Genomic DNA, 19,369 nt, shown 5'->3' on the forward strand with positions numbered 1-19,369 from the left:
TTGTATCTGCTTATAATTATCTGATCTGTTTACCCTGTTCCGGAAGCGGAACAAACTCGGTTTCTCCCGGCACCCGCGGAAATGACTGTTCAAGCCATTTAGTTTTAGCATTCTCGATCAGCTCCCTGCTTGAAGCTACAAAATTCCAGTAAATAAAACGTTCTTCGGGGAACGGCTCTCCGCCAAATATATAAACTGTGGTATGCTCCTGCATTTCAAATTCACAAAGCTGACTGTCTTTGGCAATCAGTATATGTTTAGGCTCGTAAATATTCCCTTCACTTTCAATAGCTCCCTCCAGAATATATAAAGCACTTTCGCCATACAGGTGCTCCCCGATTTTCACTTTCTGACGGCTGGTAGTTTTTAATTCCAGAAAATAAAGCGGACTAAAAACAGGAACAGGAGATTTTTTACCAAATGCTTCTCCCGCAATCAGTTTGAACGAAGTACCTTCAGCTTCCCAGACAGGCATTTCATTTTCCTCCACATGATAAAATTCAGGAGACATTTCTTCTTTGTCTTTTGGTAAGGCTACCCAGATCTGAAGTCCATGCAGCATTTTATCCGAATGACGCAAATATTCGGGAGTCCGTTCAGAATGAACAATCCCACTTCCTGCAGTCATCCAATTTACCTGACCCGGCTTAATTTCTACTTCATTGCCCAAACTATCTTTATGCATAATGCTGCCCTTAAAAAGATAGGTCAGCGTAGAAAGACCAATATGTGGATGCGGAGCTACGTCCAGATTTTCGTGATCACTCAGCACAACCGGGCCCATGTGATCAATAAAGGCAAACGGGCCTACCATTCTTTTTTCACGGAATGGCAATAACCGCCCGACTATGAAATTGCCAATATTGCTTGCTCTTTCTTCTATAATCAATTTAATATTTGACATCGCAAATTGTGGTTTTATATATAAAATATGATGCTTTCAGACAGCTTGATGAAACCTCTTTAAATTTAGATGTTTAAACAGTTACTAATATAAGATTAATTATTTCTCCTAAATCACAAAAACAATTCTTTCCGGATCCGGCTAAGCTGGGTTGGAGTGATCCCCAGATAAGAAGCTATATGATGTTGTTTAAGTCTGTCATTCAGCTCAGGATAGGTGAGCAGAAAGCTCTGATAACGTTGTGTCGCATTTTGATATTTTGCCGTAATCTCCAGAACCTCCTTGTCTTCGATCCAGTGTTTCTCCATATATTTAATATGGAACATAGCCAGATCAGGGAACCGCTCCAGTAACTGCCGGAAAGCAAATGAATCATATTCAAGCACATCGGTATCTTCAAGCGCACAGATATTAAAAAGACCAGGTTCTCTTTTAAGCATTGCAGAAGTAGAAGCGACAAAAGAATTTTCAGCGAAAAATTTCTTGATTACAATATTTCCTTCTTCCGTAGTGTAATAATAAGACAGAAGCCCCTTGCTGACAAAGGCAATTGTCCTGGGGATACTCCCTTCTCTGAGTAGAAAATCGTGTCTGGCAATTGTTTTTGGCCGCACAATCTTTAAGATTTCATCGATACACGCTGTAGATAACGGTGCGTATCTGTTTAATGCCTTAATAAATGAATCCATCTTTATCCCCTCCTTTTGTTGGGAATAAAGATCGGATTATTTTTATTTTATATTAGCCCCGATTAGCTTGTTTAATAACCTCACCGGCTGCTGTTGCATCAATTTCAATTAACATTCCGTCTAAAGCCAGTCCTGATACAGGAATCAGTGTATTTACCGGAAATTTCTCATCCGGCCAGAACTTCTTTCCTTCTTCAATCAGTATTTTGTGTTTTTCAGCATTGTAATTGACTACAAGCGTAGTTAGTTTAGCAATATGATGCAGTTCCAGGCCTTTACTTTTCAATGCCGTTGCCAGATTTTTAAAAGTAAAACTTACCTGTGTTCTGAAATCTTTACTAAGCTGACCTTCGCTATCAGTCCCCGCCTGTCCGGCCACAAAAACAAGTATACTGTTAGCAGGTACTGTTGCCACATGCGAATACCCATGTACCCGGGGGTCGTATAAACCTTTAGGATTAGTGATTTCCTGTGCACTTACCTTTTGAGTTAAAGACCCCAGTACTGAGATCATTAACAGACATTTAACAATGTTCATCATGATATTATAATTTAGGATTGGGTGAAATAATTATGAATAAACAGCAACTGAAAAGCAGATGCTTTGGACCAGTAGGCATCATTATGTGCCCCCGGACGTTCTATATAATCATGTTCGATTTTAAGCTCAGTCAATTTCCGGTGCAATGATCTGTTGATTTCCAGTAAAGGATCATCAAGACCACAGTCAATAATCAGTTTCAGTTCCTTATTTTTTAAGGAGGAAATAGTATAGTTCACCGTATGCATCTCCCAACTCTTTTCATGACCAGGGAAATCACCCAGACTTTTCTCTATCCCATAAGCATGGACAAAGGGTCTGAAATCAACTGCGCCGCATATGCTGCCAGCTGCGCCATACAGATCTTTATGACGGATAGCCAGAAAAAGGGCTCCATGACCACCCATACTCCATCCGTAAACAGCTCTTTTCTCTCTGACAGGGATAGAGGGATAATTTTTATCCGTATAGCTGATCAGTTCTTTAGTGATAAAACTTTCATAACGGATCTGCGCATTTACAGGACTGTCAAAATACCAGCTGTCAAACCCGCCATCAGCAAGAACAAAAATCATCTGATAGGCATCGGCCTCTGCGGCAAGATCCGGAATGTCCTGTTTGATCGTTCTGACAGCACTTCCGCTATAACCGTGCAGCACATAAACAACAGGAAATCGCCCGCCATCTTTTTTCTGATCAGGACTTATAAAAACACAGCGAACTTCTTTTTTCATGCCTTTACTATATACCGCGGCGGTATCAACTTTCGCTGCAAAAGAAGAACCCGCAAAAAACATAGCCACTAAAAGGCTGGATAATCGTTTCATATTTATTAATTTGTACAGCAAAGTACTGCCTAATTTATCTGCTAAACATTTACATATGTTGAGGAAACCAGAAAATTCTCTATCCGGTGAAGATGATTTCAAAAATCAGCAGCTCAATTTTGAAAGTGTAAAAACTGCCTATGCTGAAAAATGGCCCGGATTAAGGGACGAGCTTTTCAGGAAAGACTTTGAAGATAATTTTGACCTGTTTATCGCGGCTTATAAAAGCGAAGGTAAGCTGGAAATCTGGCTTAGAGACAGTAGTCAGCCCCGGTATGCACTGTTTAAAACCTATGATTTCAGTGCGCATTCCGGTGTTTTAGGTCCGAAGACTAAAAAAGATGATCTGCAAACACCAGAAGGTGTCTATTATATTGACCGTTTCAATCCTCTGAGCCGTTTTTATCTATCTCTGGGTATTAATTATCCAAATGCTGTTGATTTACTCAGAAGTGGTCATCATGACCCCGGTTCAGATATTTACATCCATGGAAACTGTCTTACTGTGGGTTGTATTCCACTCACAGATGATAAAATAAAGGAAGTATACATACTTGCTATTGAAGCGAGAAACAATAGACAGACACAAATTCCTGTACATATCTTCCCATTTAGAATGACACAGGAAAACATGAACAGGAATCTGGTGGATTTTCCGCAGCATAAAGCATTCTGGAAAACGTTACAACTCACTTATAACTATTTTGAGAAATTCAGAAATCCAGCCTGAATTTCTTAAACTTGATAACCGGACCTATCGTTCAGTAATCTCATGCCTGTTTTCCTGCAAATAATGCCATTTCAACTGCCCTTCTTCTCCCCTGACAAATAAGGCACTTACTACCTTTTTATTGATTTCTTCTATCGTACCTTTTGGACTATCGTAAAAACTATACGATTTTATTTCAAAGACAGTAAGGGTAAAAGCAAATCAGGTTGTCACAAGATAAAGAAAATATAAAATGAAGATCAACCCAAACAAGCTATTCGTCAATGCACGTTCTCAGGTGGTCAATTGTTTTATCGTAACCTCTATTCACAACCTAAATTAGTAGTCTTATGACAGGTCAAACTCATTCTCTATGTTTTATGTTCAGTGGCTTTTTATCAGTAGCCCTGGTCCTGGCGATTATCGTAGTTATTTATCTATTAAAACTTGTTCATGAATCCTGTGAGGAATAAACTTTTCAATCAGCTGTATCATCTTATTTTTTTTCCAGTTTACCTGATCAGCCTGCTGCCTTATTCCGTAGCCGATGCAACTCTTGGAAAAATGCTCTACTTCATGTCTTACAGAGTCTTCAGGTATCGTTACAACGTAGTCCTGCAAAATCTTTCCAGATCCCTGCCGGCCAAATCTTATCCGGAGATTCAGCAGATTGCAAAAGAGTATTATAAACATCTGGTCTGTATGGTCATTGAAACAGTCAAACTTTTTTCTGTAAGCAAACAGTCTCTGGATCAGAAAGTACAGCTGGTTAACACAGAATTATTGCTGCATTACCATCAGCAGAACAGGAATATCATTGCTGTTTTAGGCCATTATGGCAACTGGGAATACCTGAATATTTTACCCGCCAGACTCCCCTTTAAAACAAATGCGATCTATAAACCGCTTTCCAGCCCGGTTATGAATAAACTGGTTCACTATGTAAGAGGACGTTTCGGCATGCAGCTGATTCCCGCAAACCAGGCATTAAGGCATCTGCTTAAACAAAAAGATCAGCCGCAATTGTCCATTTTTATCGCCGATCAGTTTCCCGGAACCAGCGACCAGAATAAATTTGACTTCATGCATCAGTCAACCAATATGTTCAATGGTGCTGAAAAATTAGCCATAGCTACTAATGCTGTAGTGGTTTATCTGGAGATCAACCGGAAACCGGACAACAGCTGGGAAATAGATTTTTCCCTGATTACAGAAAGCCCGAAGGAAACCTGTAACCAGGAAATCACCAGATCTTTTGCACAAAAACTTCAGCACACGATCAGTGTTGCCCCATCTTACTGGTTATGGTCACACAAAAGATGGAAAGACTAAATTTTATTTCCAACCCCCACCCAGAGCCCGGTACAATGACACTGTTGCCTGTAATTGCTGCAGCTGATCATTTACCTGGCTAAGTTGTGCAGCCAGAAAACTTTGCTGCGCGGTCAGTACTTCTGTATAATTTGCAGAACCATATCTGACCAGCGCCTGTGTATACTGAACTGATTTTTCCAGATTTTCCAGCTGACTTGTTCTCGTAATTTTCTTTTCAGAAGCTCTCTGATAAGAATACATCGCATTGGAAACTTCCTGTCCGGCAGTAAGTATAGTAGTCTGAAAGCTCAGAACCGCTTGTTGCTGTTGCTCCAGCGCCACTTTCAACCTGGTCTTGTTTGCACCTTTGTTAAATATCGGCTGCGTTAACCCGCCAGTCAGGCTGCTGATCCAGGAGCCCGGCCCAAAAAAGCTGCTGAAACTTGAATATCCACCCGATGCGGAAATAGTCAGTGAAGGATAGAAATAAGTTCTGGCCACATTACTCAATTCAAAAGCATTTTTAAAATTGTATTCTGCTGCCTGCACATCAGGCCGGTTAGCTAACAGTTGTACCGGAACACCTGTTTTCAACAGGGCAATAGCATGAATCTGATCGAACTTACTTCTTTCTATGGGCCCCGGAACCCTGCCCAGTAACAGGTTCAGTCCGTTTTCCGTTTCTCTGACAGACTGCATAAGATCCGGAATCGTAACCGCAACGGCATATTTACTCGATTCACTCTGTACTACTGCTGCACCCGTCACCACATCAGCAGTCTTTAGTTTTTTCATAATATCTACTGTAGTCTGCCAGTTTTTAACACTTTGCTGTGTAATCAGTAACTGATCATCCAGCGCAAGCAGCCGGTAATAATTCGTAGCGATACTGGCTACCAGCTCTGTCTGAACAGCTCTTGCATTAGCTTCAGCCTGTAACAGTGAAGCTAAATTTGCGCGTTTTGCGCTACTCAGTTTTCCCCATAAATCGGCCTCCCAACTTGTAGTCAGTTCTGCCTGATACTGATAGGGCGTTACACTTTTCAGCTCACTCTGATTGGAAGATCCCGCAGCAGTTGCACTGCCATCTCCACTTAAAGAAGGTAAAAATGCCAACCTGCTCTGTTCTAAATAAGCCTTAGACTGACGGATACGGGAATAGGCAGCTTTCAGATTTAAATTCTGGCGGATCCCTTCACCGATTAACTTTTGCAGTAAGGTATCTGTAAACATTTCTTTCCAGTGTAAACTGGCAATGCTCAGAGTATCGGCAGTTACATTATCCCTGTACAGCCCTTCCATATCCACTGCTGGCTTTTGATAAGGCTGAGTTATTTTGCACGATGCGGATAACAATATGATCAGCCCGGTAACGGGCAGATAAACTTTCAAATATCGTTTCATAATTACTGATTGCTGTAATTAAATTATTTATAATTTGTGATTGGGTTTCTTCTTCATCCTCTCCTGAAGAGTCTGAAACACAATAAATAAAGTTGGGGTAATAAAAAGGCCAAAGACCGTTCCGATAAACATCCCTCCTACAGCCCCGACACCAATAGAACGGTTACCATTTGCACCGGCACCGGTAGCCAGCATCAGTGGTACCAGACCCAGGATAAATGCAAATGAAGTCATGAGTATAGGTCTGAGCCTTGCCTGTGCTCCTTTTACAGCAGCTTCCACGATCTCCATACCTGAACGTCTTCTTTCTACAGCAAATTCAACTATCAGAATGGCATTTTTAGCCAGTAATCCGATTAACATAACCAGGGTAATCTGTACGTAAATATTATTACTGATGCCAAACAAATGTGCAAACATGAAGGCACCTGCAGTACCAACAGGTATAGTCAGTAAAATAGATAATGGCAGCAGATAACTCTCATACTGTGCACTAAGCAATAAATACACAAAGACCAGGCAAAGCAAAAAGATGAAAATTGTCTGGCTGTTTCCTGCCAGCTCTTCTCTGGTAATTCCAGAAAATTCATAGCTGTATCCTGCAGGAAGAGTTTTTGCAGCAACCTCCTGTATCGCACTGATCGCCTGACCAGAACTATAAGCTGGATTAGGTGTACCGTTAATACTGATTGAATTATATAAATTAAAACGGGTGATCGCCTGTGGTCCGTAAGTTTGGGTCAGGGTAAAAAACTCCGTTATCGGAACCATTTGTCCATCCGGGGTACGGACAAAAACACCATTCAGACTTTCCGGGGTCATCCTGTATTCGGGTGAAGATTGTACCATTACCCTGAACTGCTGTCCGAACTGATTAAAATTCGAAGCATAAACACCACCGAAATAACCCTGCATCGCCGAAGTAATATCCACCACATTAAGACCTGCATCCTTAATTTTAGGCACATTCATATTCATCAGGTACTGCGGAAAATTCGGATTAAACGAGGTAGTGGCAAACTGGATTTCCGGTCGTTCTGACAAAGCCGACAGGAAGTCTTTACTGGCCTTATAAAACTGTGGAATTTCTCCGCCTGTTCTATCCTGAAGCTGAAAGGCAAAACCATTGGTTGTTCCAAAGCCCTGTATAGTAGCCGGAGCAAAAAACTTAACTTCAGCCTCTGTGATATCAGCCGATTTTTTGATCAGTTCACTGATAATAGCCTGAACATCTCTTTTTCTCTTATCCCATGGGATGAGCCGCATGACTACCGTTGCATAATTACTCCCGGTTCCGGAAAGCTGTCCCCGGCCGGTAATAGCCAGTACATTATTAATTTCCGGTATCGTATGCGCCAGTTTTTCTATTTTACGGGTTACCTCATCAGTCCTTTCCAGAGAAGCATCCGGAGGCAGGGTTATATTACAGTTAACTGCTCCAAGATCCTCATTAGGGACAAATCCGGTAGCTGTATTTTTAGCCAGGAAAAACAGTGCAATCATAAAAGTGCCAAGTATGGTCAGTGGAATCCACTTTCTGTTACTGAAAAAGGCAATGGTATTGGCATATTTATTACTCATCCGCTCAAAAGAAGTATTAAAAGCAGTATAGAATTTCTCCATAAAACTCATTTTGGCTTTTCCTTTTTCATGATGACTTTTTAAGAATAAAGCACAAAGTGCAGGACTGAGTGTCAGTGCATTAATTGCCGAAAGGATAATTGCTATAGCCAATGTAAGTCCAAACTGTTTATAAAAGACTCCTGAAGACCCGCCAATGAAACTGACGGGAATAAATACGGCAGACATAACCAGCGTAATAGACACAATAGCACTGGATATTTCTCCAAGAGCGTCAATACTGGCTTCCCTGGCAGAAGTATAACCACTATCCAGTTTGGCATGGACGGCCTCCACAACTACAATGGCATCATCGACGACAATACCAATTGCCAGAATGAGTGCAAAAAGGGTAAGCAGATTAATCGTAAAACCAAATAGTTTCAAAAAGAAAAATGTCCCTATAATTGCCACCGGAACAGAGATGGCCGGAATAAGTGTTGACCTGAAATCCTGGAGAAAAATAAAGACAACGACAAATACCAGAATGAAGGCTTCAAATAAGGTATGCAACACCTTGTCAATGGAAGCCGTCAGAAAATCATCCACACTCTGCAGCACCACATAATGTATGCCTTTAGGAAATGTTTTAGAAGCTTTATCCATGACTTTGAGTGTTTGCTGGATCACATCTCTTGCATTGGAACCAGCTACCTGAGCCACATTAATGGATACCGCAGGATGTCCGTTGGTTCTGGTACTGTTAAAATAACTCAGGGCACCGAGCTGGATACGGGCAATATCCTTAAGTCTCAGCAACCGGCTGCGATCATTAGAACGGATCACTATATTGCCAAACTGGGCAGTATCAACCAGTGTACCGGGATACTTGATCACATACTGGAATGCCTGTCCACCACGTTCACCAAACTGCCCCGGGGCTGCCTGTATATTCTGATCAGACAGTGCAGCTGTAACATCAGCCGGTACCAGTCCATAAGAGGCCATAGCCTGCGGATTAAGCCAGATACGCATAGAATAATCCATCTGACCTGAAGCAGAAGCATCCCCAACTCCCTGAATCCTTTTAACTTCGGGAACAATATTAATGTCTACGTAGTTCTGTAAAAAGGTCTGATCATATTGTGGATTATCACTGTAAACCGAGAAAATCAGTAGTGTACTTGTTTGTTTTTTCTGTACGGTTACCCCGGCTTTGGTTACTTCCTGCGGTAATAAAGGGGTAGCTCTTGAAACTGCGTTCTGTACATTGACCGCAGCCATATTCGGATCACTGCCAATTTTAAAACTGACTGTAATATTTCCTGATCCGTCATTGCCGGCAGTAGAGGTAATATAATCCATATTTTCTACCCCGTTGATTTGCTGTTCCAGCGGGACTATCACACTTTTGAGCACTACGTCTGCACTGGCGCCGCTATAGTTGGCAGAGACCTGGACAGTTGGCGGCGCAATATCAGGGTATTGGGAAATGGGAAGGGAAACCAGGCCCAGTACACCCAGGGTAACTATAATAATAGAGACCACGGTTGATAACACCGGACGTTCAATAAATAGCTTTAACATATGCTGAGATTTCTTAAATTAATGGGTGAGCCGTTAAGGACGATGATTAACACTGTCAGCATTTATCTGAGTGGGTATGATGGTTAAACCTTCTCTCAGATTTGAAATTCCATCCGCTACTATTTTATCACCGGCTTTCAATCCTTTTTGAACTACATAAGAATCATCAGCATTTGCAGTTGTGGTAATTTCTACAGACTTTACTTTGTTCGTTTGATCCAGGACATATACAAATAGCTTTCCCTGTATCTGATAAGTTGCCTTCTGCGGAACAAGCAAAGCAGAATTAATCGTTCTGGGAATACGCACTACGGCACTGCTGCCACTTCTTACCAGGCCATCATGATTAGGAAAAGTTGCCCTCATATTAATAGACCCTGTCTGAGCATTAATTAAACCGCTGGCTGTTTCTACTTTTCCTTCAGCTGGCAGGATATTTCCATTAGCCAGCACCAGGTTGACCGGTGGTAATGTGGTCAGCTTCTGCTGCATGGTTACCCCTTTGGCATTAAGAAAAAAGTCAAGTCCCTGTCTTTCGTTAATCGAGAAATAAGCATATATTTTTTCAATATTGGAGACAGTAGTAAGCGGACTGGTCGTTGTACTGCTTACCAGACTCCCGATTTTATAAGGAAGAATACCAATTACCCCGTCTACCGGACTGTAGATCTGTGTATAACTCAGATTTGTTTTAGCATTATTTAATGCGGCAATAGCCTGCGCCAGTGCACCCTGTTTTGATTCCAGGGTATATTTAGCAGATTTAAGCTGATAAGGGCTGACAATATCATCGTCCACCAATGGTTTTACTTTATCAACGTTCATTCTTGCAGCATCCACATCGGCCTGCGCAATTTTTATATTTGCTTCTGTAGTTTTTACATTCTGTTCATATTGCGGCGCATTAATGCGAAAAAGTAATTGTCCTTTTTTGACTGATGCACCTTCATCCACATAAATATCTGAGACATATCCATCAATTTTCGGACGTATCTCAATATTCTGTATCCCCTGTATAGTAGCCGGATAATCAGAATAGATATTGGCTGTTGCCGGCGAAAGGGTAATTACAGGATAGGGTTTAGCCTGATCGGTAGTTTTATCTTTCCCCTTTTTACTGTTGCAGGAGGAAAGCATGATAAGGGAAGCCAGAATGGCTAACGGAGTTTTAAATGTGTTCATTGTTCTTCAGACTAGAATCATTTCCAATTAAAAATTGGTCATATACAAAATACACTGTATTAACACTTTAACATATTAATATAGCTATAAAAAGGGAGGAAAAGAAGAAGATATCTTCTGGAACGGATTAACAGTAAGGTGGTGCCCGCAGCGGAAGCAGCCGGAGTTCATGACCGCTGAGACTTTTGGTAGTATACAATACCTGATAGGCCTGTACAACAACCAGGGATGGAGGTGTTAGTATAGTTGTAAGAGCTACAGGCGGTTCTGTAAGCAGAAAATCCTGCTCAAAACAAAGTAATCTGAGATGCATAACCTTGGCTCTGCACATAGGGGTTTTTAAGGTCCCTATTTCTGTTGACGCACCTTTATGAAAAAATGCATCAGCATACCTGGCAATTACCCTTCCCTGCAAACCCAAAACGATGGCCAGGATAAGGTTAAATTTAATTAAGGTATTTACCAGTTTTTGCATCTTCATTATAACAGTAGACTGCGTTAGTCCAGAAAGGTTCAAATGTATTCATAAATTCTGTTTGAATACTGAAGATTACAACAGCAAACAAATTATTTTGTTTGAGCAGCAACATCATCATTATTGTCGCAAATCACCCCCCTATTTAACTTTAACACCTGCTTAACAATAAAAAATGAATGGCACTTCAGGGTACACAGCACCTGGGTTTACCATACTGGTTTCATGTAGAAGCAGGTATTGGCTCTTTCATCGGCGGTCTGATTCTGATCATCCCCAAATTACCATCACGTCTAAAAGAGTGGGCTTATGTAGCATTGGGTATTACCTACATTTCTGCCTTAATTGCCCATCTCTATGTTGATGGAGTTGTTCCGATGTCCTTTATGCCAATTGTAGTTTTTGCTGTACTGCTAATTTCTTATCTGTGTTATCATAAACTCTTAAAATACGCGAATCCTTAAACTCAGTTCAAAATTACCATCAACATAACCTTTTAAGGCTGCAGTGCCTGAAGTATAAGAAGCATTCAGATTCAATGCCTGGTACTGCAGTCCCATACCCACAGTAAAACTTTGCGTAGAATGATACAGACCGAATACATTGACTTTTTTATTGGCAAAAACAAGATTTGCACCTGCGTCAAATATATCACTGTATCCTTTCACACCTCTTAAAGCCACTTTTGGCTCCACATCTACACCATCTTCTCCTTTACTCAGTTCCAGTCTGTAGCTGGCTGCCCCGTAGAATGTGGCCTGATCAACCCCATTATTCAAATCTGTTTTGTGAAATACGCTTTTCAGATTGGGTAACGCTCCCTGTATAGTTAATCTGTCAGCCGTGTAAGCAGCACCAAAATCTCCGTCAACATAAGTTGACCGCTGGTTATACTGACTGATCCCAGGATCATTCGGATCTCCGTTAACCAGATTTTCATTCAGTCTTTCATTTGAAAAACCAAACGACACCCCAAAATGTAACTGGTGTCCGTTGTCATTCAGTGGCAAATGATAAGCGTAGGTTCCTACAACTCTGGTCCAGCGTTGTAAGCCTATTTTATCATTGCTGACATTAATCCCTAATCCGACTCTTTTGGTAACCCCATAATTACCGGTTACCGATTGGGTAACAGGCGCTCCGGGCGCACCATTCCATTGCGCCCGGTAAGCCAGGTTAAATTCAAGTCCCTGATCAATTCCTACCATTGCAGGATTACCCAGATATTGGTTCTGATAATACATTGCTGACAATGGATTCAACTGGGCGGATGATTGTTTTGAAGTCAATAAAAACAGCCCCGTTATTAATCCCCATATTGCTAGATTCCTTTTCATAATTTTAATTATTATTTGTTTCTTACCAGCGTAATAAAGCCTTTGATCTTGCTTCTGCCATTACCAAAATCCAATACGTAGAAATAAGTACCTTCACTCAATGGATTACCGCTTATTGTTCCATCCCAACTGTTATCGTATGATTTTTTACTGTAAATCAATCTTCCGGCGCGGTCAAATATTTTCACCTCATTATTCGGATACATATCAATATTCCGGATAACAAAAAGATCATTTATTCCATCACCGTTAGGTGTTAAAATATTGGTCGCATCAATAGTTTTGTAATCCTCATCGACACTAATAGTAATCTGCTGACTACTGCTGCAGCCAGTTGCATTAACAGCAGTGACAGTATAAGTTGCAGTCTGAGCCGGTCTGATGGTTAGTACAGCAGTATTCTGACCACTGATTATACCTGATGCATTTGCCCAGACATAAGTACTTCCACCACTTGCCGTAAGTTTTGTCGTTATACCTTTCGAGATTTCTGTTCCTGCCGAAGAAACAATACTGATCACCGGAAGCGGATTAATCGTCATCACAATGGTTCTGCTATAAGTATCAGCTCCGCCGTTTGCAGTTCCACCGTTATCTTTTACAGTAACAGTGACATTTACTGTTCCCGAAACACCACTGTTAGCCAAACGGTAAGTAAGTGTACCGTTTCCACCTGTTTCCTGGCTTACTTTCAGGTCGCTGAACATCGCTGGTTTATCTGAACTGACAGTTAGCACAGTAGTTTGAGCAGGCTCAGGTCCCGGACTAATTCCTGTCAGTGCAATAGTTTGTTTAGCCGTCGTATTACATTGGGTAACACCCGCTATTGAATTCAAAGTAGGTACTTCGTTAACATCAATCAGTGTAATATTAAACTGTTTGTCTAAGGTTAAACCATATTGAGTAGTACTTCTTACCCTGATACTGTAATTTGATTTTTGCACAAAACTCAGACTTGTTTTAGTTTTCACCTGATCGCCTGTGATACTGAATAAAGAGTTATCCGTATCTCCGCTGCCACCAACCAGCGTATAAGTGAAAGTAGCATTCGGATCTAAAGAGGTACTGCTTAATGTTCCGGCCAATGCTCCTGCAGGTCTGTTTTCAAATAAAGGTACTGCCGCAAGACTAATACTTGTCGGTACCCCTGGTTTTACTGTAAGTACGCCGTTGACAAAAGTGACAGCATAGTTTGCCGCAGCTGTCGCACTCACTGTCACCGGATAATTACCAGCCAGCGAACTGCTGCTTGCAGTAGTACTTATAGTAGTGGCAGTAGTAAACACATTTGTAGTTTCTCCATTTACAAATCCGTTATAGGTTACTGTTAAAGGAGGTACAGCAGTTCCTTGTATCATCTCCTTATTATCGGCTGTAACTGTTAAAACCTGTGGAGTAATGACCCCGTTAGAACTGCTCAGATTTGTTACTGCCAGTACATAGTTCCCTGCATCAGCCCCTGTTAAGATGATTCCGCTAACGGTCACGAGTTTACCGGTTGCCACATTTTTATTATCGTATGTTCCGTTGACCGGATTATTCAATGCGACATCTTCAGCAGCTACATTCCCTGTAAAGCTATAGTTAGCAGCTGTTAAAGCTGCAGTAGTATTGCCATCATAAACTTTGGTAATCGTACCTGCCAGCACAGGTGTAATGGTTCTGGCTGTGATTGTACCAGGTGCTGTCAGACTTGTAGCAGACAAAGTATAATTGGCTGCATCTGCTCCGGTAAGTGTAATGCCGCTCACAGCTACAGTTCTGTTACCCACATCTTTACTACTATAAACACCGGTTACCGGATTATTCAGATTGACAATCTCCGATCCTACTTTACCTGTAAAACTATAGTTAGCAGCAGTCAGCGTAGCTATAGTATTACCATTATAAACTTTGGTAATTGTTCCTGCAAGCATAGGAATAATAGTTGCCGTAGTAATAGTACCCGGAGCTGATAAACTGGTTGTAGAAAGCACATAATTGGCTGCATCAGTACCTGTCAGTGCAACTCCTGTCACACTCACTGTACGGCTGCCAATATTTTTATTGCTGTATGCACCCGTAAGCGGATTATTCAGATCTACATTGTCAGCACCTATCTTTCCTGTAAAACTATAATTTGCAGCAGACAGTTCAGCTGTGGTATTACCATCGTAAACTTTAGTGATTGTACCAGCCAGGACAGGAACAATTGTCGCAGAGGTAATTGTACCCGGAGCTGTTAAGCTGGTTACTGAAAGTGTGTAGTTAGCCGCATTGGTTCCCGTTAATGTTATTCCATTAACCGTTACAGTTCTGCTTCCTGCATTTTTCACATCATATGTTCCTGACGAAGGATTATTTAAGCCCACATTATCAGCACCTATATTTCCTGTAAAACTGTAATTTGCAGCAGTCAGTGCAGCTGCGGTATTACCATCGTAAACTTTGGTAATCGTACCGGCCAGAACAGGGATGATAGTAGCTGATGTGATCGTACCTGGCGCTGTTAAGCTGGTCGTAGAAAGCACATAGTTAGCCGCATCAGTACCTGTCAGACTCACTCCGCTCACACTCACTGTTCTGTTGCCTGCATCTTTAAGATCATAACTTCCGGTTGCCGGATTATTCAGCGCTACATTATCCGTACCTACATTACCTGTAAAGCTATAATTGGCACCAGTTAAAGTGGCGGTTGTATTACCATCATAAACTTTGGTAATCGTGCCTGCAAGAGCAGGTATCAGGGTTGCCGTAGTGATTGTACCCGGCGCTGTTAAGCTGGTAGTTGAAAGCGCATAATTAGCTGCATCAGTTCCCGTCAGAGCGACTCCGCTGACACTCACTGTTCTGTTACCAGCAACTTTCAGATCATAAGTACCCGCTGCAGGGTTATTGATAGCTACATCGTCTGCCCCTATATTTCCTGTGAAACTGTAATTCGCAGCAGTTAACGCTGCAATAGTATTACCGTCATAAACTTTAGTAATTGTTCCGGCAAGCACAGGTGTAATGGCGGCGGCTGTGATCGTACCCGGTGCTGTCAGACTGGTTGCCGAAAGCGTATAATTACCTGCATTAGTTCCGGTTAGTGCAATACCACTAACCGACACAGTTCTGCTTCCCGCGTTTTTCAGATCATATGTTCCTGACGAAGGATTATTTAGGGCTACGATATCTGCACCTATATTTCCAGTAAAACTGTAATTCGCAGCAGTTAAAGCTGCAGCAGTATTACCATCATAAACTTTGGTTATAGTTCCGGCAAGGACAGGTGTAATTGTAGCTGACGTGATCGTACCCGGTGCGGTTATACTGGTTGTAATAAGCGTATAATTACCCGCATCAGTTCCGGTTAGTGTGAGCCCGCTTACAGTTACCGTTCTGTTACCTGCATCTTTCAGGTTATAACTTCCGGTGGGAGGATTATTTAAGGCTACATCATCTGCACCTATCCGGCCTGCAAGATTATAATTAGCAGCAGTTAGTGTGGCTATTGTATTACCGTCATAAACTTTAGTGATTGTTCCAACAAGAGAAGGAATGACAATTGCGCTGGTAATTACTCCCGGTGCAGTTAAACTGGTTGTAGAAAGTGTATAGTTTGCAGCATCGGTTCCGGTTAAAGCGATTCCGCTAACACTTACCAAACGGTTTCCTACATCTTTAAGTGCATAATTTCCGCTGGCAGGATTATTTAAAGCTACGTTTTCGGTTCCTATTTTACCAGTGAAACTGTAATTACTGCCTGTTAATGTTGCACCAATATTTCCATCATAAATTTTAGTAATTGTTCCTGCAAGTGCCGGAACAATAGTCGCTGTAGTAATAGTGCCCGGAGCTGTTAAGCTGGTTGTGGAAAGGGTGTAGTTTGCCGCATCAGTTCCTGTTAAGGTCAGACCTGTGACAGTTACCGTCCTGCTACCTACATCTTTCAGGCTGTAACTTCCGGCGGCAGGGTTATTCAATGCCACATTTTCTGTGCCTATCTTACCCGTAAAACTATAGTTAGCCCCAGTTATTGCTGCAGCTGTATTTCCATCGTAAACCTTGGTAATCGTTCCGGCAAGTGTCGGAACTATAGTCGCTGAGGTAATTGTACCCGGAGCTGTTAAACTGATTGCCGAAAGCGTGTAGTTACCTGCATCAGTTCCGGTTAAGGCCAAACCACTTACAGTTACCGTTCTGTTACCTATATCTTTCAGGCTATAACTACCCGCCAAAGGATTATTTAAAGCTACATTCTCTGTACCTACTTTACCTGTAAAACTATAGTTAGCCCCAGTTAATGCTGCTGTTGTATTCCCATCATAAACTTTGGTAATCGTTCCGGCAAGTGTCGGAACAATAATCACAGAGGTGATTGTACCCGGAGCTGTTAAACTGATTGCCGAAAGCGTGTAGTTACCTGCATCAGTTCCGGTTAAGGCCAAACCACTTACAGTTACCGTTCTGCTACCTATATCTTTCAGGCTATAACTACCCACCAAAGGATTATTTAAAGCTACATTCTCTGTACCTACCTTACCTGTAAAACTATAATTTGCAGCAGTCAGTGCGGCAGTCGTATTACCATCATAGACTTTGGTAATCGTTCCGGCAAGTGTCGGAACAATAATCACAGAGGTGATTGTACCCGGAGCTGTTAAGCTGGTTGTGGAAAGGGTATAGTTCGCCGCATCAGTTCCTGTTAAGGTCAGACCTGTGACAGTTACCGTCCTGCCACCTACATCTTTCAGGTTGTAACTTCCGGCGGCGGGATTGTTCAATGCCACATTTTCTGTGCCTATCTTACCTGTAAAACTATAGTTAGCCCCAGTTAATGCAGCAGCTGTATTCCCATCATAGACCTTGGTAATCGTTCCGGCAAGTGTCGGAACTATAGTCGCTGAGGTAATTGTGCCCGGAGCTGTTACGCTGGTTGTAGAAAGGGTATAATTTCCGGCATCAGTTCCGGTTAAGGTCAGACCAGTTACTGTTACTGTACGGTTGCCAATATCTTTAAGCGCATAAGTTCCGCTGGCAGGGTTATTTAAAGCTACGTTCTCTGTACCTACTTTACCTGTAAAACTATAGTTTGCTCCTGTTAATGCTGCAGTTGTATTCCCATCGTAAACCTTGGTAATTGTTCCGGCAAGTGTCGGAACAATAGTCGCGGTAGTAATAGTACCGGTAACTACAACAGGATTCAGGGTATAAGAAGCACTTGAAGCACCCGTTAAAGCCAAACCTGTAATCGTAATTGGTTTAGCACTTCCAACAGCTGCAGTATTATAAGCAGCCGAAGTATAAGTCACGCTGACTACATCCGGAGCTACCACCCCACTTGCTGCGTTAAGCGGATCAAAAACCACATTGGCTACCACATCACCATTATAGGCTTTGGTAACCGCGGCAAACGTTGCTGTCAGGGCTTTCGGAGCAATTATCAATGTAAAGTTTTGCGAACCTGAACTTACGCATGCCCCGGTAACATTAACACTAAAATTATAAGTACCTGTCGCTGTTGGAGTTCCTGATATAACCCCACTTCCAGATAGTGACAAACCAGGAGGCAGTGTTCCGGGAGTCACCAATGTATAAACAAATGGCGCACCCCCACCCGAAGCTACAGTGACTGGCTGGCTATAAGCAGTTTTGTAGGTTCCCGCAGCCAGTGTCGGGCTTAAATTGATAACCTGGCTGGATAATGTTAATAATGCATTGTTTGAGCTGACTGAACCAGCAGCACCGGTGGCATTGAGCCTGTAACGGTTATTATTTAGGCCAGTAACATTTGAAATGGTTAATGTAGCACTGGTAGAACCGGAATAGACAGCGTTATCAGTGATATCTGCAAAAGATCCGCCTCCGTCTGTACTTAACTGCCATTTTAAAGCACAAAAATTAATAGCAGTAGCCGTGAAAGTGGTTCCGCTCCCGGCACATTGATTCAATTTATCTGCTGGCTGAACAGAAAACGATGCCCCTAATACAATAAATGTTTCGCCTGTAAGAAAAGGTGAATAATGATTTCCATTATCATCCACTTCCCAGTTCAGTCTTGTGTTAACAGTATTTAAAATTGTACTTGCTGCTCCTGCGGTAACACCACCGGCCGTTTTTTTGTAACGACCTGTATATCCGGTATTGAAAGCCGGATCACCAGGATCTCCGTGGGAGATAACAGACATATTCTGTGCACCAGCCGACAGTACAGCTGGTAACATCGAACGATCAGCAGCAAAAGTCAATGGTGTTAAAGCAGCATCCCATCCACTGGTACCACTTCCATTATCATGATTCATACTGATACCGGCAAGAAGCGTGGGTACTCCCACACTGCCTGTAAAAGCAAAAATCTGATCACCGGAGAATATTCCCAGACTCATATACTGATGGTCCGGACCAGGCGGATTTGCTCTGGTCGCTACCGTTTCTACTACTCCGGTAACCGTACCTGCCGGTGCATTCAGTTTGTCAAATGCCTTCAGCTGATACTTACAGAAAACATAAATCTCGGTACCTGCCGGATAGATTTTATCTGAAGTCCACTTGATAACACCATCAGTTGTCGCCTGGATATCTGCCTGAAAAGCATTGGCGGAAGTCCAGCCAAAATCTGTAAAATAGATATCTGTACCTGCGGGTATTTCACGCAATAACAAAAATGAGAACTGATCATCCAGACCAGCCGGCGTGCCTCCGTCCTGAAGATCATAGCCAGTAATGACTACATCTCCTTTTCCGAGCGTGCATTGTGCTGAGGCATTAAAATTAATGCCAGTAAGGAGGATAAAAGACAGGATTATGCCTTTGATCAACCTTTGAATAAAGATTTCCATGGTATGATGGATTAATGAGCGTTAATATATTTAGGTC

The 19,369-nt window shown here is 42.0% G+C and carries 13 protein-coding genes; 3 read left to right on the top strand and 10 right to left on the bottom strand.

Annotated elements, in window-relative coordinates; translation table 11 throughout:
* Window positions 1-16: 16 nt before the first annotated feature.
* The 4 genes from PL_RS08015 to PL_RS08030 form a co-directional block, all read right to left on the bottom strand.
* Complete coding sequence (locus tag PL_RS08015; RefSeq protein ID WP_041881067.1) at window positions 17-904, bottom strand: pirin family protein; 888 nt, start codon at window positions 902-904, stop codon at window positions 17-19.
* A 113-nt stretch (window positions 905-1,017) separates the two neighbouring features.
* Window positions 1,018-1,593, bottom strand: coding sequence for a Crp/Fnr family transcriptional regulator (locus PL_RS08020; RefSeq protein ID WP_041881066.1), 576 nt, complete (start codon window positions 1,591-1,593; stop codon window positions 1,018-1,020).
* A gap of 52 nt (window positions 1,594-1,645) precedes the next feature.
* Complete coding sequence (locus PL_RS08025) at window positions 1,646-2,134, bottom strand: RidA family protein (protein WP_200890724.1); 489 nt, start codon at window positions 2,132-2,134, stop codon at window positions 1,646-1,648.
* Window positions 2,135-2,145: 11 nt separating this feature from the next.
* Complete coding sequence (locus tag PL_RS08030) at window positions 2,146-2,961, bottom strand: alpha/beta hydrolase (protein ID WP_041881064.1); 816 nt, start codon at window positions 2,959-2,961, stop codon at window positions 2,146-2,148.
* 55 nt (window positions 2,962-3,016) lie between these two features.
* Between PL_RS08030 and PL_RS08035 the strand changes: the two genes are divergently transcribed.
* Together PL_RS08035 and PL_RS08040 are read left to right on the top strand one after the other, a co-directional pair.
* Window positions 3,017-3,691 carry a L,D-transpeptidase family protein gene (locus PL_RS08035; protein ID WP_052496224.1) on the top strand — a complete coding sequence of 225 codons (675 nt, stop codon included), beginning with the start codon at window positions 3,017-3,019 and terminating at the stop codon, window positions 3,689-3,691.
* 432 nt (window positions 3,692-4,123) lie between these two features.
* Window positions 4,124-5,002 carry a lysophospholipid acyltransferase family protein gene (locus tag PL_RS08040; protein ID WP_041881063.1) on the top strand — a complete coding sequence of 293 codons (879 nt, stop codon included), beginning with the start codon at window positions 4,124-4,126 and terminating at the stop codon, window positions 5,000-5,002.
* Window positions 5,003-5,005: 3 nt separating this feature from the next.
* On the opposite strand, the gene PL_RS08045 is transcribed toward PL_RS08040, so the two are convergent.
* The 4 genes from PL_RS08045 to PL_RS08060 form a co-directional block, all read right to left on the bottom strand.
* On the bottom strand, window positions 5,006-6,388 hold the full coding sequence (locus PL_RS08045; RefSeq protein WP_041881060.1) for an efflux transporter outer membrane subunit: 1,383 nt from the start codon (window positions 6,386-6,388) through the stop codon (window positions 5,006-5,008).
* Window positions 6,389-6,415: 27 nt separating this feature from the next.
* Entirely contained in the window at window positions 6,416-9,535 is a 3,120-nt protein-coding gene (locus tag PL_RS08050; protein ID WP_041881058.1) for an efflux RND transporter permease subunit, read from the bottom strand.
* Between the two features lie 33 nt (window positions 9,536-9,568).
* The gene (locus tag PL_RS08055) at window positions 9,569-10,717 is read right to left on the bottom strand and encodes an efflux RND transporter periplasmic adaptor subunit (RefSeq protein ID WP_041881056.1); all 1,149 of its coding nucleotides are present in this window, start codon (window positions 10,715-10,717) and stop codon (window positions 9,569-9,571) included.
* A 127-nt stretch (window positions 10,718-10,844) separates the two neighbouring features.
* A complete protein-coding gene (locus PL_RS08060) occupies window positions 10,845-11,192 on the bottom strand; it encodes a hypothetical protein (RefSeq protein WP_160292093.1) in 348 nt (115 codons plus the stop codon).
* Between the two features lie 179 nt (window positions 11,193-11,371).
* Between PL_RS08060 and PL_RS08065 the strand changes: the two genes are divergently transcribed.
* A complete protein-coding gene (locus PL_RS08065; RefSeq protein ID WP_041881051.1) occupies window positions 11,372-11,656 on the top strand; it encodes a DoxX family protein in 285 nt (94 codons plus the stop codon).
* On the opposite strand, the gene PL_RS08070 is transcribed toward PL_RS08065, so the two are convergent.
* Window positions 11,636-12,529, bottom strand: a complete 894-nt coding sequence (locus tag PL_RS08070; RefSeq protein ID WP_052496220.1) for a PorP/SprF family type IX secretion system membrane protein — start codon at window positions 12,527-12,529, stop codon at window positions 11,636-11,638. The genes PL_RS08065 and PL_RS08070 overlap by 21 nt on opposite strands.
* 11 nt (window positions 12,530-12,540) lie before the next feature.
* Entirely contained in the window at window positions 12,541-19,332 is a 6,792-nt protein-coding gene (locus PL_RS08075; RefSeq protein ID WP_348621404.1) for a YDG domain-containing protein, read from the bottom strand.
* Window positions 19,333-19,369 lie beyond the last annotated feature (37 nt).

The organism is Pedobacter lusitanus (assembly GCF_040026395.1).
GTDB classification, from domain to species: domain Bacteria; phylum Bacteroidota; class Bacteroidia; order Sphingobacteriales; family Sphingobacteriaceae; genus Pedobacter; species Pedobacter lusitanus.